The following is a 23,170-nucleotide window of genomic DNA, read 5'->3' on the forward strand; positions in this document are numbered from 1 at the left end:
ATCAGCCCCGGAAGATGACGTGCGTGCCGACCGCGGCCGACTCTGCCAGCAGCGCGTCGAGGGCCTCCTCGGACGTACGGATCACCGACCTGCCGGCGACGACGTCAGCCATGGCCTCGTCGTAGGCACGCTTCGTGTCGGGRCCGGGGCCGTCGACCCACTCATGCGGCTCCGGAACCGGGCACGGGAGATCGGCGACCTGCGTCACGGCCCGTCACCGCACAGCGCCGTGTGAAAGGGCCACGCGTCGGGCGAACTCACCGGGGCGTGAGACAACGCGCCAGGTCGCGCATGACGGCCCCCCGGTCGGCATAGTCGGCAGGAAGGGATCCCCGCCGGGAGCCGGAAACGAGTGCGCGAGGAGCGGCACGTGTCAGGACTCGACCGCGATGGTGACGTGTTCATCCTGGACCTGGGGGACGGGGAGAACCGGCTGAATCCGGATTCGGTGGCCGCCATCAACCTCGCCCTCGACGAGGTGGTGGCCGCGCCGGCACCGAAAGCCCTGGTCACGACCGCGTCCGGCAAGTTCTGGTGCAACGGGTTCGACCTCACGTGGATGACCGCGAACCCCGGTGAGATCGAGCCGTTCATCCAGTCGGTGCGGGTGCTGTTCGCCCGCTTCGTGACCGTGGGGCTGCCGACCGTGGCCGCGGTCGGCGGGCATGCGTTCGGCGCCGGCGCGGCGCTCGCGCTCACCCACGACCAGCAGGTCATGCGGGTGGACCGGGGCTACTTCTGCTTCCCCGAGGTCGACATCGACATCCCCTTCAGCGGTGGGATCACCGACCTGATCCGCTCCCGGCTGCCAGTCCGGACCGCCCACGAGGCGATGACGACCGGCCGTCGGTACGGCGGCGACGACGCCCTTGCGGCCGGGATCATCGACGGCGTGGCGGACCAGGACAAGGTGCTGCCGACGGCGATCGGGATGGCCCGCCCGCTCACCGGCAAGGCGGGCCCGACGCTGGGCACCATCAAGTCGAGGCTGTACGCCACGGCCGTCGCCGGGCTGGTCGCGGGCCAGGCCGTCGAGGTGCCGATCTGACCGACTGCTCCGACCCGGTGATCGATGATCAGCGATCGGTGATCGGTGATCAGGCGGGTGCGGCGTCCTGGGTGGACGAGGCCACCAGCCGGCCGTCCTGGCTGAAGAAGGACGCCCGAGTGAGCGTCCGGTAGCCGGAGCCGGACGGGCTGTCCCGCACGACGAGCAGCCACTGATCCGCTCGGAAGGGCTGGTGGATCCAGACCGCGTGGTCAAGCGAGGTCATCCTGGCCGGATGGAGTGACCGACCCGGTTCTGGATGCGGATGCGGGCCCGGCCCCGAGTCGGGGTGCGGGTTCTGCCGCGTTCGGACGAAGGCCGCCAGCATCTGCCGGGCGAAGGCGGCTGTCACGTGATCGGCCAGGTAGGTGAGCGCGCCGGCGTGCAGAGGCGGATCATCCGGGAGGGCCTGGCCCAACCGCACCCAGGCCACCGGGCGCACCGACGCCCGTGCGGCGCCTCGGGCGTCACCATCCGCGACGACTCGCAGATCTATCAGCCGGCCGGTGGCCTCGGACGGGCGGTCCAGATCCGCGGGCGGCGGAACGGCCGGAGCCCTCAGCTGATGTCCCGTCCGCCCGTTGGGCCGGAAGAGCAGGGACATCACACAGACCACCTCACCGCCCTGGACGCCGGTGACCCGCCGGGAGGTCGCACCGCCGCCGTCGCGGACCCGGTCGACGAGATAGACGATCGTGCGTCGCCCCTGCGCCGGCCGCGGGAAATGCGCGTGCAGCGAATGGACGGGCGGACCGCTCGACACGGTGCGGGTGGCGGCGAGCTGAGCCTGCACCGCGATCAGCCCGGTGTGGACGGGTTCGTCACCGTCACCGCGCCACCGGGCACGAAAGACGTCACGGTCGATGTCCTCCAGCGCGGCGAGCTCGAGGAAGCCCGGTCGTGGCCTCGGCCCCGCCGCCCGAAGCGGCCTGGTCGAAGGGTCGAGCGGAGGGCCGAGTGGAGGGCTGGACGGAGAACCGGACGACGGTCCGAGCGGAGGACTGGGCGGTGGTCCGAGCGGAGGACTGGGCCGAGGAACAGCCGGCGGGGCCCCCGTCCGGAGCCGGTCAACGGTGAACCGGACGGGTGTCACTTCGACCGAATGGACCACGCCGGGACCACTCCGACGCCGCCGCAGCCGGTACGGAAGGGTCGGCCGGTCATCCGGGACAGCACCGGCGTTCGAGCCCGGGCTGCCAGTCGAACCCGGCCTGCCGTCCGAACCCGGCCTGCCGTCCCCGCTCGGGACCGCGCCGCCGCTCAGGCCCGGGCAGCCGTCGGGGACAGCGCCGCCGTCCGGGGCAGTACCGCCGCTCAGGCCCGTACCGCTCGCGGCGGAGCGGGCATCCGCGACGTCGCCGGTGGCGACACGCCCGGGGTCACGCCACCGAGGCAAGACTGTCCCTGTCCGCGGCCCCCGTGGTCTCCGCATCGGGGCGGCCATCCGCCGCGCTCGACGCGCTCCCGTACGGGGAATCCGGCGGGTTTCCGTGGTCCCGCGGGCCACGCAGCCGCGACCACACCGTCCCCGGTGCCAACAGGCGGCGAAGCCTGCGGACCCGACGAAGCCGATGGAACCGTCGGTTCCGCGGCTCCTCCGGGTTCCGTGCCTCCTCCGGGCTCCGCGGGTTCCGCAGGCCGCGCGGCCGGTTCCGCCCACGCGGCCCACGGCCGCGCAGTGCCCGCTCGGCCCGGTCGAGCTGGCGCCACGCCTCCTCGGCGGCACGCGCCCCGGCGGCGCCGTCCCAGTCCAGGGCTGTGTCGGGGGCGAAGATCGCGATCGTCACCAGATCCGCCAGCCCGCGCAGGGCGGCCTCGACGGCCGGTCCCGCCTGCGCGGCGGCGGCGAAGGTACCGCCGAGATGGACGACCTGCACCGGGCTGGCCGCCGCCGGGACCGTGCACCCGGCTTCGGCGAGCGCCTCCAACGCGCACTGCCAGGCACCGACCACACGCTCGCGCCGCTGGGCCGCGAACCGGAGCCTGCGGCGCCGGACACCGGACGCCGCCAGGGCAACCGCGAGGTACAGGCCGGCCAGCCCGACCAGGATGAGGACACCGAGGACCACGTGCTTCCACCAGGCACCCGCCCCGTCGGAGGGGGCCGAGGGCCCCCCGTCCGGGCCCCCGTCGCCGCCCGCCGTCATGGGAGCCGCGGGTTTCGTGGCCGGAGTCGCCTCACCCGCGGCCACGGAGCGCAGCGCGACCTCGATCAGCTCCGCCTGTTCGGGTGTCTCGCCCTGGTTCGATCCGGCCACACTCGCGCCCCTTGCCTCGGCGGACCGTGGGGTCGGGAAGAACGGCAGCCAGCCGACCCCGTCGAAGCGCACCTCCGCCCAGGCCAGCGCATCCGAACCGTGCACGGTGCGGATCTGGTCCGCGGCACCCGCTCCGTCGCCCGAGGCCGCGGGAGCTGAAGCTGGAGCGGTGAACCCGACCGCCAGCCGGGCCGGCAGCCCGAGCAGACGTGCGGCCAGGACGAAGGCGGTCGCGAACTGCTCGGACGTCCCTCGCCGGGTATGACCGAGGAAGTGGTCGATGTGCCCATACGCATGCCCCGGCGGGACCTCGGGATCGAAGACGAAGTTCGCGCTCAGATAGCTACCCAGCAGGGCCGCCCGCTCGAACGGCGTCCGCCCCCGGGCGGTTGCGAGCTCGGCCATCGACCGCAGGATCGACGGCGAGTCCGCGGGAACGGCCAGGTCAGAGTCGTCGTGGTCAGCCGCGGCGGCGCCAGCCGACAGCGCGGCGATCTGCGCCGGCTCGGGTCGAGGCTCCGGAACCGACGTGATCTCGAAGCGCGAGCCGGCGGCCAGCGGAAGGTCACTGCGCAGCATCCCGGTACCCGGGTCGACCCGCACACCGGGCGGGCCGCTCAAAGGCGACCCGTTCGCCGGCAGCAGGTTTCCGCCCAGGCCCACGACCTCGACCTCCTGGCGCACCGACGGATCCTGCCGCGGCTGCGCGGCCGCCGTCCCGGGCGGCACGATCGTGGCTCCCGCGGCGACGAACCGCGCTGTGGAGCGCCAGCTCACACCGTCGTAGTCGTCGAAGACGGCCAACCGGAAGATCACGGGAGCAGCCGGGTCCGGCCCGGTGACCGCGGCGCGGAAGAGCACGTCATCGGGGTGGGCGGTCCAGCCGCTGAGCGCGGCGAGCGGGCTGGTCTCGGTCACGTCGACCGGTGTCGTCGAGCGATGATCCCGGGGATCGACCGGATCGCCGAGGCGACCGCCGGTCACCGTCACCGCGGCCAGGATCCCGACGAGCAGGACCGTCAGGGTCGCGACAAGCCCTCTGGCCGAGGAGCGGGCCAGGCCGTACCCACCCGTCCGGGGCATCCGCGCCAGGAGGTGGCCGGCGGCCAGTGCGACGAGCACCCCCGTCTGGGGGAGGTTGTCACCCGGGACGGGCAGGGCCAACGCGGTCGCGGCCAGCAGGGTCACGACCGCGGGCAGCACCGGCAGGAGCGCCGCCCGGGTTCGGATCGTCAGCTCGGCGCCGATCGCCGCCGCGAGCCAGGTCGGGGCGAGGGCCACGATCAGCAGATCGGGGTCGGCCGGCGCCGGCGCGGCAACGTCGAGGAGACGGGCCCAGCCGTCGATGACACCCACACGGACCAGCTCGAGCCTGGCCAGGAACCCGCCCGCCTCGGCCGCGACGGTGTAGCCGGTCCAGACGACGAATCCGACCATCCAGGCCGGCACGGTGAGGACCGCGGGTGCCGGCCGGCGGCCCCGGCGCGGCCCGCCCAACAGGGCCACCAGCACGACCGGCAGGACAGCGGCCACCGGCAGGGGGACCCACAGATCCCGAGCCGGGAACAGCCGCGTGAAGCCACTCCCGCCGACGAGCGCCAGGGCCGCGACGAACGCCAGCTCGACGGCGCGGCGCGCGGCACCCGGCGGCGTTTCCTCCGCGTGCGCGGCATCCGACGTTGTGCTGGTCGACGCCGCACCGGCCGACGCCACACCAGCCGACACCGCAGCCGGGCCCGCCGACGGCACGCCAGCCGACACCGCAGCGCTGGGTGCCGGGCCGGCCGGCGGCCTGACAGCCGGTGGCTCGACGGTCAGGTCCTTCATGCCTGGACCAGCCCGCGGTCGTCGATGGCTATCGGCACGGAGCCCGCCACGGGGCCTGACACCGCCCGACCGGGCGACGGCTCCGGCCCGGCAGGCGTGGCCGCGGCCGAGGCCGAGGGGGATGTGGTCCGGGGCGATGCGGTCTCGGCCGAGAGGGGCCAGATCTCCCCCAGCTCGGCGGCGGTTGTCAGGTGCAGCACCCGCACCTGGCCCGATCCGGTGGCGTTCGGCGCGGCCGCCGGCGGAGCCATCTCCACCTCGCCTCGAGGACCCCGGCGATCCTGGGAGGCCCAGGGGTCCCGCCCGTCCGAAGAGTCGAGGATTCTGGTCGTCCCAGCGGCGGAAATCCGCCGATCTTCGCCCTTCGCCCGGTGCCGGCGCAGCCGGGCCCGGTCTGCCGGGGTCCGCCGGCCCCACGCGCGGGCGACGGCCTCGCTGCGCGGCCCCAGCCGCAGGACGATCACCTGGCCGAAGGCATGCGCGACCGGTGTCAGGGCCGTGATCGCGTCACGCCCGATCCCGCCGGTGACCAGTACGAGCGTGCCGACCGGGCCACGGCGCAGCGTCCGCAGCACCTCCAGGTTCGTGCCCTCGTCGGGCGCGACCGCCGCCAGTTGGTCGAGCAGCGAATCAACGTCCGCGGCACGGCGGCGGCCCGTCATCCGCACACCGCCCGATGTGACCAGGCGGACGCCATAGGCACCGCGCGCACAGGCCAGCACCGCGGAGGCCGCGGCGTCGACCGCGTCCTCGAAGACGGCTGCCCCGACCGGGCCAGCGGGGTAGGCACACCGGCGGGTGTCGAGCACGACGGTGGAGGCGGGCTCGCTCGGATCCACATGGGTGCGGACCATCAGCGTGCCCAGCCGAGCGCTGGCGGCCCAGTGCACCAGGCGCAGGTCCTCTCCGGGGGTGTACTCCCGCAGGGTGTGGAACATCAGCCCGCCCGCCGTTCCGCTGCCGCTGGAGCCGTCGGGATCACGGGCGGGCGCGGTCGGGGGCGAGACCAGCGCCTGCGTGCGAGGGCGCACCCGCAGCGTGACCGCCTCGCCCAGGGACTGCCGGCGGTGTGCCAGACCGAACGGATCACGCCGGTCCACCCAGCAGGGCCCGATTCGGCTGACCGCGCGGACAGCCGTGTCCAGCGGCAGCACGACCTCGTGGCCGGCACCGCCGCGAAGCCGACGGACGCCCACGACAGCCGGCCGCGCCAGCGGCCCGGACAGCACCCCCGGGCCGGACAGCACCGCCGGGCCAGGCAGCACCCCCGGAACGGACGGTGCCCCGGGGCCGGACGGCGCCCCCGGATCGGCGGGTGTCGCGGACACACAGAGCGTGAACGGGGGCGCCGTCCACCGCGAGTGGTTGACCACGGTGATCACCAGCGCCGCCTCGTCGCCGCGGCTGACCGATTCGGCGGTGAGCCGCAGACCGACACCGACCCGGGGCGGTCGAGCCACCGACACCACGGCCAGCAGCAGCGCCGCCGCACCCGCGGCGGTGAGCAGCACCAGCTCGGCGTAGCGCAGCAGCGACGCCGCGGCGCCGAGCCCGACCAGTGCGGCGAGCAGCCCCCAGGCCGCGGGGGTGATCTTCGGTAGCCCTGGGGTGGTGCGCGTGCCCGCGCTCACGTGGCGACGAGACGGCGCGGCGACGGCACGGTGTCCAGGACCTCCGCGACGACGTCCTCCGCGGTGACCCGACGCAGCTCGGCCTCGGGGGTCAGCACCAGTCGGTGCGCGAGCAGCGGCCCGGCGAGCACTCCGACGTCGTCCGGTGTGACGAAGGAACGTCCCGTCGAGGCCGCGCGGACCTGGGCCGCCCGAAGCAACGCGACGCTCCCCCGCGGGCTCGCGCCGAGCCGCACCACGTCGCGGCGGGACCGCGTCGCGGCGACGACCCGCACGATGTAGCGCCGCATCTCGGGGGCGACGTGCACGCCCAGCGTCCGATCGGCGTGGGCGACGACGTCCTCGGCCCGCAGCACCGGTCGGAGGTCCTCGACCCGCCGGCCGACCTGGCGCCCCTCGAGGATCTCCAGCTCCGCGTCCAGCGTGGGGTAGCCGATGCGCAGCCGCATGAGGAAGCGGTCGAGCTGCGCCTCGGGCAGCGCGTACGTCCCGTCCATGTCCACCGGGTTCTGGGTGGCGATCACCATGAACGGCGCGGGGACCGGGTAGCGGGTGCCGTCGACGGTGACGTGGCGTTCCTCCATCACCTCCAGCAGGGCGGACTGGGTTTTCGGCGAGGCCCGGTTGATCTCGTCGCCGATGACGATGCCTGCGAAGACYGGGCCGGGACGGAACGTGAACTCGCTGGTCCGCTGGTTGAAGACGTTGGTGCCGGTGATGTCGGCGGGCAGCAGGTCGGGCGTGAACTGGATCCGGTGGCAGCGTGCGTTCACCGACGCCGCGAGGCTGCGGGCGAGCGTGGTCTTGCCCAGTCCCGGTACGTCCTCCACGAGCAGGTGGCCCTGCGCGAACAGGCAGATGGTGGCTAGTTCCACCGCGGCCCGCTTACCGCGGATGACCTGCTCGACGTTGGCGACGACGTCCTCGAAGGCGATCGCGAACGGGATGGCCCGATCGGTGCTGACCGTCATTGCCGAACCTCCGCGTGTGGTGAGGCTTCGTGTGAGCCGGGTGGATCGTGCGAGGTGGGCGACGTGTGCGAGGTGCTCGGGTCGTGAGAGGCGGGCCGGCCGGTCGAGGGGGAGCGACCGGCCGGCCCGCCACGGGCAGCAGGGGGGAGCTGCCCGGGAAACGGAACGGCCCCCGGCGCGCCTCCCACGGGTCAGGCCGCCAGTGCCCACCGACACCGCCGGCCAGCACCACCAGGCGGTGTCGCTGGCGACCGTCACCGCAGCGTCGCTGCCACGGAGCCGAACCGTTCCGATGCAGTAGACGACGGAGTCTCCCGATTCGTTGTCCCCGGTCCGGAAAATGTTGTCGAACCCGTGGTGAGGGTCCTGCCGCCCCTACGCACCGGGGGCGACCCGGCCGACCCGGGAAGTCACCCCGGGGGCGTCAGATGTGACGCTCCGACCAAAATGGGTCGCAACCAGTCGGCGCAGTAGCGCGTCAGACCTGTCGACGGACCACGACGGAAGGCCGGGAGCCCGCGGGGGCAGCCGCGAGCCCCTTCCGCATCACGACACACAGACCACATATGCCCACTTGATGTTGGGCTTCATTGTGTTCTCTTTGTTGTGTATGGGGTCCGTCACCGGCTTCCGCCCGGCTTTCCCTCCGGCCGGGCGGAAGCCCCCGGTGACCCGGCCCGCCGCGTCGCCGGGCCCACCTGGTGGCTCCTGGCGTCTGGGGAGGTCGGATCATTCTCGGCAGCTGGCGTCAACCGCCACGAGGACTGCCCGTACGGAGACCCTCCGGGCCCGGCCCACGAAATCTCGGCGTACCAAAGGCCGACGTACCAGAGGCCGGCGCACGAAGGGCCGGCGCACGAAAGCTCGCCGAACGAGGGCTCGGCCGGGCGGCGCGGGTCGTCCCGGCGGCTCGCGTGCTCCTCCCGGGCGCGGCCGTCGTCACCGTGACCGCGCTGATCGGCGCCACCGGCCAGGGCACAGCTCCGGTCCGGCTCGATCTGGTCGACAACGGGATCTGGCTCACCGACTCGGCCACCGGCACGCTGATTCACCTGAGCGGCCCCGCCGGCCGGGCGAACGCCGCCGTGACCGTTCCCGGCATGGCCGGCCGTGACCTGACTGTCACCTCGACCACCCACAAGATCGTCGCCGTCGATCCGAGCGCCGGTCAGGTGTTCCTGGTCGACCCGGCACGCCTGGCCACTGTCGGCTCGGCGGCTCTCCGGCCCGGCGTGGCGATCACCTCGGCGTCCGGGATCACCTACGCGGTCGAGGCCGGAGCCGGGCGGGTCCAGCCGCTGTCCGCGGACGACCTGTCGCCCATCGGTACGGCCCTCGACCTCCCGGCACCGCTCGGCGCGGCGGCCCAGAGCGACGACGGCACCCTCTGGGTGCCGCTGCGCTCCACCGGGACCGTCGTGGCGGTACGCGACGGTGTCGCCACGCCGGCCGCCGGCCCGGTCGCACCGCCCGGAAACGCCATCGACGTGGTGCTGGCCGGCGGGCGCCCGGTCGTCGTCGACAGCACCGCGCGCAGCCTGACGACGCTCGGCGGCCCGGGCGCCCCCGGCGAGTCGGGAGCCAGAGCCGGAGCGCGTACGGTCCTGCCCCTGTCTGAGACACCGGCCCCGGCCGGCCCGGAGCTGCTCGTCGCCCCCCGGACGGAGAGGGGCGTCGTCCCCCTGCTCGACCCGGTGGCCCGTCGGCTCTACCTGGCGGATGTCGATCACGGCACGGTGGCGGCGACGGATCTCCCCGGCCGGGATCAGGAGCCGGGGCAGGGGCGGCCCGGCGTACCAGTGGTCCAGGCGGGCCATGCCTATGTGCCGGAATCCGCGCTTGGCGTCGTGCTCGACTATGACCTCGCCCACGGCACGTTCGGTGCTCCCGTAGCGGTCGCCGCGGCCGACGGGCACGCACGGATCACGGTGACCGTCGACGACGGCCAGGTGTGGATCAATGACACCGCCGGACCCAACGCCGTCCTGATCAATGATCGTGGCCGGACTCCGATCAGCAAGCAGCCGCCGGATCTCCCCGGCCTGCCCACCGGCTCGGCCCAGCCGCTGCCTGCGGCCCCACCACTGCCCAGGCCGCAGCAGCCGCGCCCCGACGGCACCGCCCACGGCCAGGGTGCGGCACGGCCCACGCCGGCAGCGACGACGACCCGCACCCCGACCGCCGCCACGTCCAGTCCGGGCACCGGCACCCGGACCGGTACCGAGGCGGAGCACGATCAGACCACGTCCGAACCGACACGGACGCCGACCATCCCGCCGCCGCGGACACCGTCGCCTCCTCCGGTGACGACGCATCCGGTGACCACCCCGCCCCCGTCACCCACCACCGGCCCATCCGCAAGCCCGGACGGGCTCCCGATCGAGTGATCCGGCCGGGTGGTCGTCAACCAGCGAAGTCGATCACCAGGCGGTCGGGGTTCGTCAGCTCGAGGACCCGGAAGCCCGCCCGGGTGCTCAGGCCGGCGCCGACGTGCACGTAGCCCTCGAAGTCCCCGGCGAGCACGTAACTGGTCAGTACGGGTAGGCCACCCCCCGTTCGGGGGGTGGTCAGCGTCGTCACACCGGCGTCGTCATGAGCCGCGGCGGGGGTCACCACGACCTCGAACGTGACCGCCCCCTCCAGTGGCAGGGGCGCCCCGGAGCCCGGCCGGACCACCTCGTCGACGTAGCCGGCGGTGTAGCCGGGAAGACCTCCGCGAAACTCCAGCACCAGCCGGTCGAATCCCGCACCGCCCACCGTGTTGTGGGCGCCCCGAAGGGCGACCAGTCGTGTGGTCGTCGCAGGCTGGCGCTGCGTGCTGACCGCACCGGTACCCCAGCTGGACGGCGGGCTCGAGACCACCGCGCCGACCCCGGCGCCTGGGTCGGCGCTGGCACTGCCAGTGCCACTGCCACTGGCGCCGGGGTCGGCACTGGCACTGGCACTGGCCGCAGGGACCGAACCGCCCCGCGGGCCTGACCCGTCACCGCAGGCCACGACTCCGGCGCAGAGCAGGATCGAGAGGGTGGCGGCGCCGGTCGTCCGCGGCCGGTGGATGGGCCAGGCGCGGCGGCGCACGACAGATCGCTCCATGGGAGCCTCCGAGACGATCAGCGATCAGCGGGAACAAGGCGATACCCGCAGTCTGAGCCGCGCGTCGTGAAAAGCAATGCCGCTTCGGGCGGCGGAACCGGGACGCGCGGTAGGGTTCGCGCCGCGGGCCGGGTTAGCCGGTCGGAATTGCCGTGGCGGATATCCCTTCACCGTGCCCGGCCGGGCACGGGACGATGTCCGTACGACGGGGTCCAACGGCTAACGGCAGCCGTYGGGCGGAAACCGACGAGAGGGAATGCCGATGCTGCGCGATGCGCCAGAACCACGGTCGAGGCCCCGCGAGGCGGGGACGCGTCCGAGGCGGACCATGCGGGCGGTGCCTCTGACGGCGGCCTTGGCCGGTGTCGTGACGGCCGGTCTGCTCACGGCGTGCGGCGGCGGTTCCGGCACCGCTGTCGACCCGGCCGAAAGCCTGCGCCCGACCGCCCGGGCGGCCACCGCGAGCGTTGACGACGTGAACGGGGCGAAGGCCTCCGCCGAGTGCGCGGCATCCGTGAAGACCCTGCGGATGTACGCGGTCGGTTCACTCAACGACGCGGCGAAGTCCGGCAAGGCCTACATGGAGGCCRCCCATCCAGGGCTCACTGTTGAGCTCTCCGCCGACGCGACCGGCTATCCGGAGCTGGTGGCGCAGCTCAGTGCCGACCGCGCGGCCGGGCGCCCCGCGGACGTCGCCGTCGCCGGCTTCGACCTGCTGCCCACGTTCGCCGACGAGCTCGGCGCCCAGCCGCTCTCACCCAAGCTGCTGCGGGCCTCGTACGACCAGCGTTTCCTGCACCTGGGCGAGTACGACGGCAAGCTGGTCGCCATCCCGCAGCAGGTTTCGATGCTCGCCCTCGTCTACAACGTGGACGCCCTGAAAAAGGCCGGGGTCGACCCCGCGACCCTCAAGACGACCACGGGTGTGCTCGCGGCAGCCGAGAAGATCAAGAATTCGGGTCAGTCGATCCAGCCGATCGACCTGCCGACCCAGGGCTTCGGCCAGTGGTATCTGAGCACGCTGGCCAGTTCCAAGGGAACGCCGGTACAGAAGGCTGATGGTCAGCCCGATCTGACGACCCCCGCGGCCCGTGAAGCCGCGGCCTTCCTCCGCAAGGTGGGCACCTACGGACCACAGTCCGGTGACGCGACCAGGGAGGGGCTGCTGCGGTTCGGCATTCGCCGGGAAACCGCGATCAGCGCGGTCACCCTGCCCTCGATCTCCGGCGGGCTGAAGTACATCCACGATCAGGGCGCCGCCGGCTTCGAGGTCGGGGTCATGCCCTTCCCGACGCTTCCGGGCGGCACCATCCGTCCGGTCTCCGGGGGTAACGGCCTGGCGATTCTGTCGACGGACCGCTGCCAGCGGGAGATGGCCACCGAGCTGGTCGTCGCGCTGCTCTCCCCCGACGTGATCAAGGCTGGCACGGAGGCCTTCAGCTTCTTCCCGGTCGACAACACCGCCCGGACGCAGCTCGCGTCCTTCTACCAGCAGTACCCCGAGCTGACCCAGTTCGACGCGTTCATTCCGTCGCTCGTCCAGGCCCCGCAGTGGGGTGGCACCCGCGGCGGCGAGGTCCATGACGCGATCAACGACGAGGTCGTGGCGATCATGACCGGCGCCGACCCGAACTCCACGCTGGCCGGCGCACAACGAAAGGTCACGGAGCTGGTGCGCTGATCTTCGAGCCGGCCGGCTCGGATCGACTGGACCGGCCGGCTCCGGCCGGGTTACGAGCCCACAAGATCTGGGGATCCTGATCGTTTCCACGACCAGGATCCCCAGATCTTGCTCGCGAGCAGCGACAGAGGCGGCAGCGGGCAGGCCGGGGCTCGGAGCCTCCGCCCTTTGGACGGGGACCTCAGCCGATCGAGCGGACCGGGTCGCTGCCGTCCCAGTTCTCGGCCGCCGCACGGACGAGACCGGCCAGGCCCTCGGTCGCGGGATTGAGCTCCATGATCTCGATGATGGTCGCCGGACCCGCCGGCGGTTCGACGTAGGCGAAGCGGGTTCCCCCGTCGCCGCCGCCCGACCACACGACCGGCAGGCCGGCCGCCGTCACCGCGCTCATGGTCGCGTCGAAGTCCGGCGCCCAGAAGGCGAGCTGGTGGTAGCCCTCCCGCCCGGACTCGAGGAACTCGGTGTAGATGCTGGGCTCGTCACCGTGCTGCGCAATGAGCTCAAGCTGCAGGTCGCCACTGTTCGCGAACGCCACCGACACCGTCACCTCGCATTCCTGGCCGCGGTAAAGCCCGGCCTGGGGACGCTCACGCAGCACGTACCACGGGCCGACCCCCAGGCTCAGCCAGGCGGCGATCGTGGCGTCGAGATCGCGCACGACGTACCCGTTCTGACGGACTACTCCGGGCAGGATGTTCGGATTGATCGAGGTAGGCAGGCCAGCGACCGGCACGGTGACGCTCCCAGGGTGCGAGGGGCTCCAGGTGCGACCCGGGCGGACGTCGGTGCGCTTGTCCGGGCGTCCGGCTGGCCGCCGGTCAACGCTAATCCGGCAATTGAAATCGAGTCAACATTCTCAAACGGCGTTAGAATCGCGCGATGACCGCCGGAGGAGCCAGCACAGGTGCTGACCGTGGTCAGCGGCGCGCGTCCTACCAGCAGGCTCGATCACGCGAGACCAAGCGTGTGCTGGTCCAGGCGGCGCTCGCGCTGTGGCGTGCCAACGGGTACGCAGAGACCACGGTCGCCGACATCTGCCGGGCGGCCGGGGTTTCCAAGGGGCTGTTCTACTTCTACTTCCCGCGCAAGGAGGACCTGCTTTTCGAGATCAGCATGCTGTCCACCGACGCGGCCAGGGACACGGCGCGGGAGCTGTCGCACGGCCCGTATGAGATCTCCGCGGTCGTCACCGCGACGCTGAGCTCACTCGAGCGGTCGATGCGCCGGAACCCACCCGAACTGATCATGGAGATGGTCCTCGAAGGCCTCCGCTACGAGTACCGGGCCCTCACCTCCTCCGGCGAGGTGCCCTCCCGATCGACACTGATCCTCGGCGAGCTCTTCGAGCGCGCGGTGGCCGCCGGAGAGCTGCCCCCACACGTCGACGCGGCACGGCTGGCGCGGCTGGCGCAGTCCCTGATCAGCGAGGGTGCTCGCCACTGGGCCGCCGGCGCCTACGCCGGCAGCTCGTTCACCGAGGTCGTCTCCGCGGACATCGCCGTGCTTATCGCCGGATTCCGGCAACTGCCGCCAGCCAAGCATGTGGCGCCGGCCGACCACCTCGCCCAGGTCGATCACCTGGCGCAGGCCGACTGAGCCCCGCCCCAACCCCTGGCCACGGCGGCCACCGTGGACGGCATCGCCCGACACGAGTTGATGTCGGGCGATGCCGTCCGCGGTGGACTCCAACAAGCCGAAACAGGTCAGACCAGGCCGAGCCGGAAAGGGTCGGGGTCAGGCCTCGCGGGCCCCGCTGTCCCCGCGCGGGTAGGGCGGGGCGGGAACCGGATGCCGAGACAGGACCAGGCAGGTTCGCGTCAGGAAGACGGGCGTCCGGGCCTTCGCGGGCGGACGGATCACCCGGCCCGCCTGACCGCCTGCCTGGCTGGCTGGCTGGCCACCCCCCTGGGCGCCGGCCTGGACGCCTGGTCGACCGCCGCGCAGGGACAGCGGCCTGCCGGCGCATCGCCCGACCGGGCTGGACCCCGACCCGCTCATGCCGCGGATCCGAAGGCCATCAGACCGAGCATCCCGAAGGCGAGCGCGATCGTCATCAGACTGGCCGTGGTGGCGAGCAGCGCGGACCTGCGGTCGGCGGCGTCCCGGAGCACAGGACGCGCCGGGCTGCAGGCCCGGTCCGCGACCTGGGCGCGAAACGCCCGGTAGGCCCGGTCGACCTGCCGGCTGCGGACAGGCCCGGCCGCCCGTCGCCGCGCGCTGTGCCGGCCGCTCACGCGGCACCCAGCTCAGGCCGCAGCCGCGGAGCACGGGATCCGGAGAACCCGCCCCTCACCCGCCGCAACAGTTGCCCGTCTGTTGATGTGTTGATCCTGACTGCATGACACGGCGGGACAGCCACCACGCCAACCCTGGCATCCCCGCCAGCACCCTGCCCATCCATCAAGGCCGCCTACCTCCCTGTTGTGCCGGGGCCCACACCCGCTGACCCACGACGCCCTGGCCGCCCCCCTCCCCCGAACGGGGAGCCGGTGGCATCCGGAAGGTGCCGGGAACACCAACACCGCCACCACCAGCCCCCGTTCGGGGTAGTGGAAACGTAGAGCTTTCCCCGTTTTCGGGTGTGACGTCTGACAGTCGGGCATGAAAGGTAGCCGCCGTGTTACGGCCAGATACCAGCCCGCAGCGGGCCTCGGACGGCCAACTACGGGGCATGCTGCCACTTCAGGCGGATTCCCATGATCCATCGCGAGATGTGCCGGCAACACGGGTAACCGCCACCACACCACCCACCGACAACCCGGCGGCCCGACAGCCGCCGGACGGCCACCGACAGCGGGCGGCCGGACGGCCGGGACGGCTCGCACCCGGGCTCACCCTCCGGGCGTCATTCGACTCACCCTCGGCCGGGTAACGCGACGGCGTGGACCTCACGACGGTCTCGCTGGTGGGACTGATCGCGCTCGCGCTGCTGTTCGACTACACCAACGGCTTCCACGACGCGGCGAACGCGATCTCGACCGTGGTCGCGACGCGGGTGCTGCCGCCACGCTGGGCGGTCGCCTGGGCCGCGATGTTCAACCTGATCGCCTTCACGATCTTCGGCACCCTGGTCGCGAACACCGTCGCGGCAACCGTGAAGGAGCCGTATGTCAGCCTCGCCGTGATCTTCGCGGCGCTGCTGGGGGCGATCACCTGGAACTACCTCTCCTGGTACGTCGGCGTCCCGACGTCGTCGTCACACGCGCTCGTCGGCGGCCTGGTGGGAGCCGGGCTGGCCGCCGCGGGCACCGACGCGATCCGGGCGTCCAGCCTGCAGAAGACCGTGCTGTTCGTGGTCATCTCACCGATCGCGGGCCTGGTGGTCGGATACCTGTTGATGGCCCTGATGCGCCTGGTCCTCGCCCGGCGCGACGTCGCCCGCACCGAACGCGGATTCCGGGTCGCGCAGCTGGCGTCGTCGGCGGCGGTCTCGCTCGGGCACGGCGGCAACGACGCGCAGAAGACGATGGGCGTGATCGCCGCGACGCTCGTCACCACCGGTCACCTCGAGGGCGGCGACCATCTCGACATCCCGCTGTGGGTGGTGCTCTCGGCGCATGCGGCGATCGCCGCCGGCACCCTGTCCGGCGGCTGGCGACTGGTCCGCACGATGGGCATGAGCATCACCGAGCTACGCCCCGTCAGCGGGTTCGCGGCGGAGACGTCCGCGGCGGCGGCCATCTTCGCCTCCACCGCGGTCGGTGCCCCGGTCTCGACCACCCACACCGTCGCCGGCGCCATCACCGGGGTCGGCAGCGCGAACGGGGGCGCGCCGGTGAACTGGTCGGTGTTCGGCCGGCTCGCCATCGCCTGGATCGTCACGATCCCGTTCTCGGCCGGCTGCGCGGCGGCCGTGTACGCCCTGACGACGATCCCGGTCCATCCGCTCGCGATCGGACTCGTCACCGCTCTGCTGCTGGCCCTGCTCGGCGCGCTCTGGCTCGCCCTGCGCAACGCGCCGCGAGCATCCGACATCAGCGCCGAGCTCGCCGCCGGCCCGGAGGGCGAGACGGCGGTGCCGGTACGGACTGGAGCCGGCTCGGTGATCGTCTACGGGCATGAGGGGGTCCGCGAGGAGGGCCGGAGCGCCTCCTCGCGGAGTACCGGCCGCGGTCCTCCGCTGTGAGCGATCGCGGCGCGGTGGATCAGGAGGCGGCCGGCGAGGGCACCGCTGCCGGGGCCGCCGAAGCCGCCGGGGACGGGACCGGGGACGGGGACGGGGACGGGGCCACCGGGATGTCGGTCAGGGTCGCATAGCCCGCGTTGAACGCCGGCACCTCCTCGGCCGGCTCCGCGGTCGAGGCGCAGTCCTGCTTGTTCAGCGCGCCCGCCGCGAGCGCGCTGTTCAGGTCGGGGGCCGTCTGGGTGGGCAGCTGCTTGAGGCCACGGAGCTTCCCACCCGCGGCACAGTTCGGAATGTTGAGGTTCGCGACGCTCTCCTGGGTACGCGCCGACGTCGCGGTTTCGGCGAACTCCGCCCGGTGCTTGGTAACCCAGTCGACGACGAGYGTGACGCCGGCGCTGTAGTCGTAGCTGTCCGCGAGTCCCATGCTCGACGCGATCGACGGAATGCCCCGGGACGCAGCCGCGCGGGCGGCACCGACAGTCCCGGAGAGGTCGACCACCGGCCCAAGGTTCTGGCCCTGGTTGATACCGGAGACGACGACGTCCGGCTTGAGCCCGAGAACGTCCAACGCCACCAGAACGGAGTCGGCCGGGAATCCGTCAACGGCCGTCGCGGCAACGCCGCTGGCGGTGGCGGCATCGTGGTGCGCGGGCGTCGGCTGGGTCGTCTTGCCGCCGGTACCGGACTGGTTCGCCGCGGGCGCGACGACGGTCACCGTCACAGCGGGCAGCGCCTTCAGGCCGTTGACGACCGCGTCGATCCCGGCCGCGCCGACCCCGTCGTCGTTGGTCACCAGGATGTCGATGGGCGCGGGGCCGGTCGGGCTCGCACTGGTCGTCACCGGCGAGCCATCGGCCTTCTCATCGCCTCCGCAGCCGGCGGCACCGGCACCGGCGACCAGCGCCGCGAGCAACACCGCCGTCGCCTGCCGGCGCCCGCGGGTTGATCCCGAGTCCCCACCCCACCGACCAGCACCCAGCACTGTGTTCCCCTTCGGTAACCGCGAACGTCAGTAGTCGCGAACGTCAGTAGTCGCGAACGGCGGAAGTCGCGAGCGTGGTCAACGCGAACGTGACCCCGTCGTCCCCGCCGGGCCTGCGCCGGCTCGGGCGAGCCCGAACATGCCCCTCGACCTGCGACGTTCGAGAGTATGGCCACACTTCTCAACTGAGTCACCCGATTCGACGGGATGACGGTGGTGGACGGTCGCCGTTCACTGYGCCGCCGCACGCTGTTGGCAACGTCGACATCCGCGGGACGTCCGGGAGATCGACCAGCCGGTGGCCGCCGGCGCCGTCACTCACACGTCCAGCCACCGATCACGCAATGTGACGGTCACCGCCGGCCACGGGTCAACCGCCTCCGGTCGCCGCGAGACGGCAGCTCCCCGCCGTCGGCATCCGTCGCGGCCGATCTCCGCCGCACAGAACGGTCATCCGTGCACGGGGCACCAACGATCCTTGCCGTAGCCTCTAGTCAGCCTTTGCCACCGAGCCCGGTGATAGTTCCGGGTAGGCCGGCACCGGCCATCACGGTGAGGATGAGATGGACGAATTTTCTTTTCGCGACGGCACCTTGTGGTGCGAACAGACGCCGTTGCGTGAGGTTGCCGAGAAATTCGGTACTCCTACGTATGTCTACTCGGCCTCGACGCTCGTCGACCACTACGTCCGGTTCGCCAAGGCCTTCGAGTCGATCGATCCACTCATCTGTTTCTCCGCCAAGGCGCTGAGCAATGTGCACCTGCTCCGCCTCCTCGGCGACCAGGGCGCCGGGATTGACACGGTCAGCGGCGGCGAGCTGCACCGGGCCCTGCTCGCCGGCGTCGACCCCGAGCGCATCGTCCTGGCCGGCGTGGGCAAGTCGGCCGACGAGCTGCGCGAGGCGGTGCGGCGTGACATCCGCTGCATCAACGTGGAGTCCGAGGAGGAGGTCGCGCTCCTGGCCCGCATCGCGCGGGAGGAGGGCGGACGTCCCCGCCTGGCCATCCGGGTCAACCCCGACATCGCCCCCGACCTGCGCACCCCGGCCCGGACGACCACCGCGGTCCGGGGCGTCAAGTTCGGGGTGGACATCGAGCGGGCCGCGGCCCTGTTCAGCCGCGCGGCCGACGACGGTTTCCTGCGGCCCGAGGGCATCCATGTCCACATCGGCAGCCCCATCTTCGACCCGCAGGTCTACGCGATGGCGATCGAGCGGGTGCTGGCCCTGGTCGCCGACATCGAGGCCGCCGGGAACCCGGTCACCACGATCAACCTCGGTGGCGGATTCCCCGCCGAGTACACCGAGGGCAGCGCTCCGGGCTGGGACGAGTTCGCCGACGCCATCTGCCCCCGGCTGGAGGGCTTCGTCCGCCGCGGCGGCCAGATCATCTTCGAGCCGGGCCGCACCATCGCGGCCAACGCGGGTGTCCTGCTCGCCGCCGTCCGTTACCGCAAGCAGGCCGGCGAGCGGGAGCTCGTCGTGATCGACGCGGGTATGACGCACATCGCCCGGGCCGCAATGTATGACAGCTATCACTTCATGTGGCCGGTCAGCCCGGTAAACGGGGCGATTCCCAGCTCTCGTGACCAGGAATCGGTTGACGATCTCGTCGCGTATGACGTGGTCGGCCCGATCTGCGAGTCGAGCGATTATCTGGCGAAAGGCCGGGCGCTGCCGGCAATGGTCGCCGGCGATCTCGTCGCGATCTTCACGGCCGGCGCCTACGGAATGACGATGACGAGCAACTACAACAGCCAGCTCCGGCCGGCCGAGGTCCTCATCCAGGGCGCGGACGTGAAACTGGTGCGGCGGCGCGAGACCTACGACGACCTGGTGGCGCTCGAGTTCCCCGACGACACCCCGCCGTCCCTGCCCTCCTAGTCCGCACGACCTGGCCCGCGCCAGCTCTGGCCCGCGCCGGCCGCCTGGCCCGCACGGTCTGTCTGACCCGCACGGTCTGTCTGACCCGCACGGTCTGTCTGACCCGCACGGTCCGGCTGACCCTTGTGGGCCGGGCAGCCACCGGATCAGCCGGTGGCCTCCGACGCCGGGGCGGAGTCCGGCTCCGCCCCTGAATGGGTGTGCAGCCAGCGGAGCATCCGCTCCCAGGCGTCACGCGCCGCGGCCGGGTCGTGGGTCGCCGGGCGCTCCGGGGTGTGGAACGCGTGCTGGGCGCCCGGATAGCTCACCAGCTCGGTGGGGACGTGAGCCTTCCGGGTCGCCGCCCGCAGGGAACCGATCTCGCCGAGAGTGACCCAGGTGTCGTTCTCCCCGTACAGGCCCAGCCAGGGGGTGCGCAGCTCGCCCGCGACCGCGAGCAGCGGCGGCGCGTCGGCCCAGTAGGGGTCGCTGACCGCCCCGCCGTAAAACGACACCGCGGCCGCGAGGCGGTGCCGCGCCGCAGCCAGGAAGGCGGCCGTGCCGCCCATGCAGAACCCGATGACCGCTGTCGCCGCCCGCGCGATCCCGGCCTCGGCCAGCCAGGCCAGGCCGGCCTCGATGTCCTCGTCGAGACCGCGCGCCGTCAGCGTGCGCATCTGCGCCGCGCCCTCGGCCAGCGGCACCTCCGCGACACCGTCGCGGTGATAGATGTGCGGAGCGAGCGCGAGCCAGCCCAGGTCACGGAGCTGCTCGCAGACCGAGAGCACATAGCCGGTGACGCCCCGGGCATCCCCCACCACGATGACCCCACCGTGCGGCGTCACGCCGGCGGCGGGGGCCGCCACGCTCAACGGCACGGACCCGACACGAACCGTCTTCACCGCCACACCGGACATCATTCACGGCCTCTGACATCACGCGACACCGACCCGGTCGACCAGTAGGGCTCAGGCGTGCCCGCGCCTTGCCGAACAGATCAGACAAATTAGACAGATCGGAAAGATCCGAAAGATCGGACGGGTTGTAACCAAGCACCCCGTTCCGTCCCCCCGGCGGGTGAATCCGGGCAGCCAGGCCGAAGAGCTCGGTGGTCCGGATCCGCCAGCGGCGGCAGCCCGAAGCCGCAGCGCGAAGATCCGATGATTTCGGTCGTTCCGGCGACCAGGATCCTCAGGTCCTACTCCAGCGGCAGCGGCAGCGGAAGCGGCGGCCCGAAGCTCGGGGTTTTGCTGCGCGCTCCCGGACAACCGACCATCCTCAACTCTTCGAACTGCGGATGGTTCTCTTCTGAGAGATCGATGTTCTCTCAGTTGGATCGATATCTACCGGAATTCTGGAAGTGAAATTCCCCTGAGCGAAGAGCACACTGCGGTTTCGCCGCCGACGGTGAGGATGCCGCGGTCGCGGCCGTGCGCACGCTCGGGTATCAGCCGGATCCGCCGGAAACTTCCTCCCGGCCGGCGGCCTGTCGAATGCCGGCCGGCCGGCCGGTTGGCCGGCCAGCCCGCCGACCCCAACACCACAAGTACCGGACGCATTTCCTCCACATACCGGGTACCGTTCCGCCGGGCGGTGGCCAGCAGGCCCTCGTCGCGGTTCCCGCCCGCCACCAGCCATGTGCACCGGGGCTCGCGCCACCCAGGACGATCACCGCCCGGCCGACCGTCACCGCCTTGCATGATTTTCGATGCCACCCGCTCGAGTTCCGTCGGACCCAACCCCACCGGGGCCACCTGATTCTCCGGCCGACGACCACGCAATAACCTCGATCAGTATCCGATGCATTTCCCCACCCCAGGAAAATATTTCAACCGGTCACACCAGAGAGTTTCCGGATACTCACCCATCTCCTACCAGCCCGGTGCCACCGTGACGCCGCACACCAGGCGGAAGATCGCTTATATGGGTTCGATCCAGGACGGCCCCCGGATCAACTTCCCCCGACCGGGGCGGGTAACCGGTTCCGACGCCCGCGCGGAACCACGCCCATCCGGAGGCGAACCCGACCGAGGGCAAACGAGCCCGGGAGCTGGCAGAGGCGACCTGCTACCATCGGCCGACCATTCACCATGAATGAACGTTTCGATGGCGTCACCGACCCGCGCCCAAGCACCGCCTGGCCCGCTCCGCCATGCCCTTGCCTCCGCAGCCGGCCTTCCCGTCGCCATCGCCATCTGCCTACTGGGGGAAATTGATGTACTTAGGCCGACTGACAAGGCATCCCGCGGTTGGAATTGTCGCCGCGTTGACCGCCGTCATCGCCGGATGCTCGGGCTCGGGAGCGGGCTCGGAGGGCAGCCAGCACGGCGCCGGCGCGGCCTGCGCCGCGCCCGGGGTCACGGCGGACCAGGTGCGGATCGGGCTCGTCTACACGGACTCGGGCACCGGCAGCAGCTCGCTGGCCTCGGCACGCGCCGGGATCGACGCCAGGCTCGGCCTGATCAACGAGCAGGGCGGCGTGAACGGCCGGCGCATCGTCTACACCTGGCGGGATGACGAATCCTCCGACGAAGGCGCCCTGCGGGGTGCGACCGAGCTGGTGCAGAAGGAGAATGTCTTCGGCCTCATCTCGACGTCCAGCTCCCTTGCCAGCGCGCTGGACGGCCTGGCGAAGCAACAGATTCCCGTCACGGGGCTCGTCCAGTCGGGCTGGGGAAGCTACAGCAACCTCTTCTCCTTCATATACGACGTCTCACCGGAGATTACCGCCCGCTACATCCAGGGCCACCAGGGCGACAGGGTGGCCTTTCTGATGTCCGGGTCGGAGGATTTCACCCGACAGATAATCGCGAAATATCAGGCCTCGTTCCAGGGTGCCGGCCTCTCCACCAACCCCGATATCATCTCCTATACATCAGGCGTTGACAGCCCGGTCCGGGTCGCCCAACTCCTGGAAAGCTCCAGGGCCGATTCCATAGTTGCCTTCACCGACCCCAGGGATCTCGCCGAGATAATGCAGGCGGCCCAGGCCAGAAATGTTCCACTCGTCAGTGTCGTCTCGCTCACGGGCTACGACCACAGCGTGCTGCGCGCCTACGGCCCGGCCCTGGCCAATGTCGCGATGGCGGTGAACTTCCGCCCCTTCGAGGCCGGTGGTGCTCCCATCGAGCAGTACCGGGCGGCGATGGCGCGTTTCTCTCCGGCGGTGGTGGATCCAGAACAGCAGTTCGCGATGTACGGCTATCTCTATGCCGACCTGTTCATCCGCGGGCTGCAGGCCGCCGGCGACTGCCCGACCCGCGAGGGCTTCATCGACGGGCTGCGCAGGGTGGCCGACTACGACGGCGGCGGCCTGGTCGAACCAGTGAACCTCGCCAACATCGCCAACCAGCCGCTGCAGTGCAACGCGTTCGTCCGGGTCAGCCCGGACGGCACCGCCTTCCAGCTCGACAACCAGCGGGTCTGCGCCAACGGAACGACGGGCTAGCCGGCCCGCGCCGCCGCCGGCCCACGGGGCTGGCCGCGACCGATCAGCGACAAGCCCACTGGCCGGCGGCGCCGACGAACGGCACGCCGCCGGCCAGTGCGGCGAGGGCTTCCGGCGCAGCCCGGACGGCCCCACGATGGGGAGGTGGCACGAGGGACACTGCGGATCTATCTGGGTGCCGCACCAGGCGTCGGCAAGACCTACGCGGCACTCGACGAGGCCCACCGGCGAGCCGAACGAGGC

At 71.9% G+C, this 23,170-nt stretch carries 18 protein-coding genes and 1 pseudogene; 8 read left to right on the forward strand and 11 right to left on the reverse strand.

Translation table 11 applies throughout. The annotated features are described in order from the left end of the window. Position 1 precedes the first annotated feature (1 nt). The gene (locus tag CcI49_RS24865; RefSeq protein ID WP_076829754.1) at positions 2–208 is read right to left on the reverse strand and encodes a hypothetical protein; all 207 of its coding nucleotides are present in this window, start codon (positions 206–208) and stop codon (positions 2–4) included. 162 nt (positions 209–370) lie between these two features. On the opposite strand from CcI49_RS24865, the gene CcI49_RS24870 reads away from it, so the two are divergent. Then, positions 371–1,048, forward strand: coding sequence for an enoyl-CoA hydratase-related protein (locus CcI49_RS24870; RefSeq protein WP_241840225.1), 678 nt, complete (start codon positions 371–373; stop codon positions 1,046–1,048). A 49-nt stretch (positions 1,049–1,097) separates the two neighbouring features. Here the strand turns inward: CcI49_RS24870 and CcI49_RS43545 are convergent, their stop codons facing one another. The 4 genes from CcI49_RS43545 to CcI49_RS24890 form a co-directional block, all read right to left on the reverse strand. Further along, positions 1,098–1,922: an acyl-CoA thioesterase domain-containing protein gene (locus tag CcI49_RS43545; RefSeq protein ID WP_063793372.1), complete on the reverse strand. Its 825-nt coding sequence runs from the start codon at positions 1,920–1,922 to the stop codon at positions 1,098–1,100. A 505-nt stretch (positions 1,923–2,427) separates the two neighbouring features. Next, on the reverse strand, positions 2,428–5,133 hold the full coding sequence (locus tag CcI49_RS24880; protein ID WP_241840227.1) for a DUF3488 and transglutaminase-like domain-containing protein: 2,706 nt from the start codon (positions 5,131–5,133) through the stop codon (positions 2,428–2,430). Continuing rightward, a complete protein-coding gene (locus CcI49_RS24885) occupies positions 5,130–6,764 on the reverse strand; it encodes a DUF58 domain-containing protein (RefSeq protein WP_054571442.1) in 1,635 nt (544 codons plus the stop codon). Before CcI49_RS24885 ends, CcI49_RS24880 begins: the two co-directional genes overlap by 4 nt. After that, positions 6,761–7,735 (reverse strand): MoxR family ATPase, encoded by a 975-nt coding sequence (locus tag CcI49_RS24890; RefSeq protein WP_054571443.1) that lies wholly within the window; start codon positions 7,733–7,735, stop codon positions 6,761–6,763. The genes CcI49_RS24885 and CcI49_RS24890 overlap by 4 nt, the downstream gene beginning before the upstream one ends. A gap of 914 nt (positions 7,736–8,649) precedes the next feature. On the opposite strand from CcI49_RS24890, the gene CcI49_RS24895 reads away from it, so the two are divergent. Then, positions 8,650–10,122 (forward strand): hypothetical protein, encoded by a 1,473-nt coding sequence (locus CcI49_RS24895; protein ID WP_076829760.1) that lies wholly within the window; start codon positions 8,650–8,652, stop codon positions 10,120–10,122. A 16-nt stretch (positions 10,123–10,138) separates the two neighbouring features. Here the strand turns inward: CcI49_RS24895 and CcI49_RS24900 are convergent, their stop codons facing one another. Then, positions 10,139–10,828, reverse strand: a complete 690-nt coding sequence (locus CcI49_RS24900; protein WP_054571445.1) for a hypothetical protein — start codon at positions 10,826–10,828, stop codon at positions 10,139–10,141. A gap of 328 nt (positions 10,829–11,156) precedes the next feature. Here CcI49_RS24900 and CcI49_RS24905 point away from each other — a divergent pair, with 328 nt between their 5' ends. Then, entirely contained in the window at positions 11,157–12,509 is a 1,353-nt protein-coding gene (locus tag CcI49_RS24905) for an extracellular solute-binding protein (protein ID WP_076829763.1), read from the forward strand. Between the two features lie 181 nt (positions 12,510–12,690). On the opposite strand, the gene CcI49_RS24910 is transcribed toward CcI49_RS24905, so the two are convergent. Then, complete coding sequence (locus CcI49_RS24910) at positions 12,691–13,242, reverse strand: VOC family protein (protein ID WP_054571447.1); 552 nt, start codon at positions 13,240–13,242, stop codon at positions 12,691–12,693. A 146-nt stretch (positions 13,243–13,388) separates the two neighbouring features. Between CcI49_RS24910 and CcI49_RS24915 the strand changes: the two genes are divergently transcribed. After that, the gene (locus tag CcI49_RS24915; protein ID WP_241840228.1) at positions 13,389–14,105 is read left to right on the forward strand and encodes a TetR/AcrR family transcriptional regulator; all 717 of its coding nucleotides are present in this window, start codon (positions 13,389–13,391) and stop codon (positions 14,103–14,105) included. Positions 14,106–14,243: 138 nt separating this feature from the next. Here the strand turns inward: CcI49_RS24915 and CcI49_RS41630 are convergent, their stop codons facing one another. Together CcI49_RS41630 and CcI49_RS24920 are read right to left on the reverse strand one after the other, a co-directional pair. Next, positions 14,244–14,507 carry a hypothetical protein gene (locus tag CcI49_RS41630; protein ID WP_131831176.1) on the reverse strand — a complete coding sequence of 88 codons (264 nt, stop codon included), beginning with the start codon at positions 14,505–14,507 and terminating at the stop codon, positions 14,244–14,246. Next, entirely contained in the window at positions 14,504–14,743 is a 240-nt protein-coding gene (locus CcI49_RS24920; protein WP_054571448.1) for a hypothetical protein, read from the reverse strand. Before CcI49_RS24920 ends, CcI49_RS41630 begins: the two co-directional genes overlap by 4 nt. Positions 14,744–15,390: 647 nt before the next feature. Between CcI49_RS24920 and CcI49_RS24925 the strand changes: the two genes are divergently transcribed. Then, positions 15,391–16,635 carry an inorganic phosphate transporter gene (locus CcI49_RS24925; protein ID WP_054571449.1) on the forward strand — a complete coding sequence of 415 codons (1,245 nt, stop codon included), beginning with the start codon at positions 15,391–15,393 and terminating at the stop codon, positions 16,633–16,635. Positions 16,636–16,654: 19 nt separating this feature from the next. On the opposite strand, the gene CcI49_RS24930 is transcribed toward CcI49_RS24925, so the two are convergent. Beyond that, complete coding sequence (locus CcI49_RS24930; protein ID WP_083749690.1) at positions 16,655–17,551, reverse strand: 5'/3'-nucleotidase SurE; 897 nt, start codon at positions 17,549–17,551, stop codon at positions 16,655–16,657. 629 nt (positions 17,552–18,180) lie between these two features. Between CcI49_RS24930 and lysA the strand changes: the two genes are divergently transcribed. Then, the gene (lysA, locus tag CcI49_RS24935) at positions 18,181–19,500 is read left to right on the forward strand and encodes a diaminopimelate decarboxylase (RefSeq protein WP_054571450.1); all 1,320 of its coding nucleotides are present in this window, start codon (positions 18,181–18,183) and stop codon (positions 19,498–19,500) included. Between the two features lie 146 nt (positions 19,501–19,646). On the opposite strand, the gene CcI49_RS24940 is transcribed toward lysA, so the two are convergent. Then, positions 19,647–20,381, reverse strand: coding sequence for a dienelactone hydrolase family protein (locus CcI49_RS24940; RefSeq protein ID WP_241840229.1), 735 nt, complete (start codon positions 20,379–20,381; stop codon positions 19,647–19,649). Positions 20,382–21,694: 1,313 nt separating this feature from the next. On the opposite strand from CcI49_RS24940, the gene CcI49_RS24945 reads away from it, so the two are divergent. Next, positions 21,695–22,927 carry an ABC transporter substrate-binding protein gene (locus CcI49_RS24945; protein ID WP_076829773.1) on the forward strand — a complete coding sequence of 411 codons (1,233 nt, stop codon included), beginning with the start codon at positions 21,695–21,697 and terminating at the stop codon, positions 22,925–22,927. 144 nt (positions 22,928–23,071) lie between these two features. After that, positions 23,072–23,170 (forward strand): annotated as a pseudogene (locus tag CcI49_RS44525) (histidine kinase); the annotation flags it as partial.

Origin of the sequence: Frankia sp. CcI49, assembly GCF_001983215.1 — a bacterium.
Lineage (GTDB): Bacteria > Actinomycetota > Actinomycetes > Frankiales > Frankiaceae > Parafrankia > Parafrankia irregularis.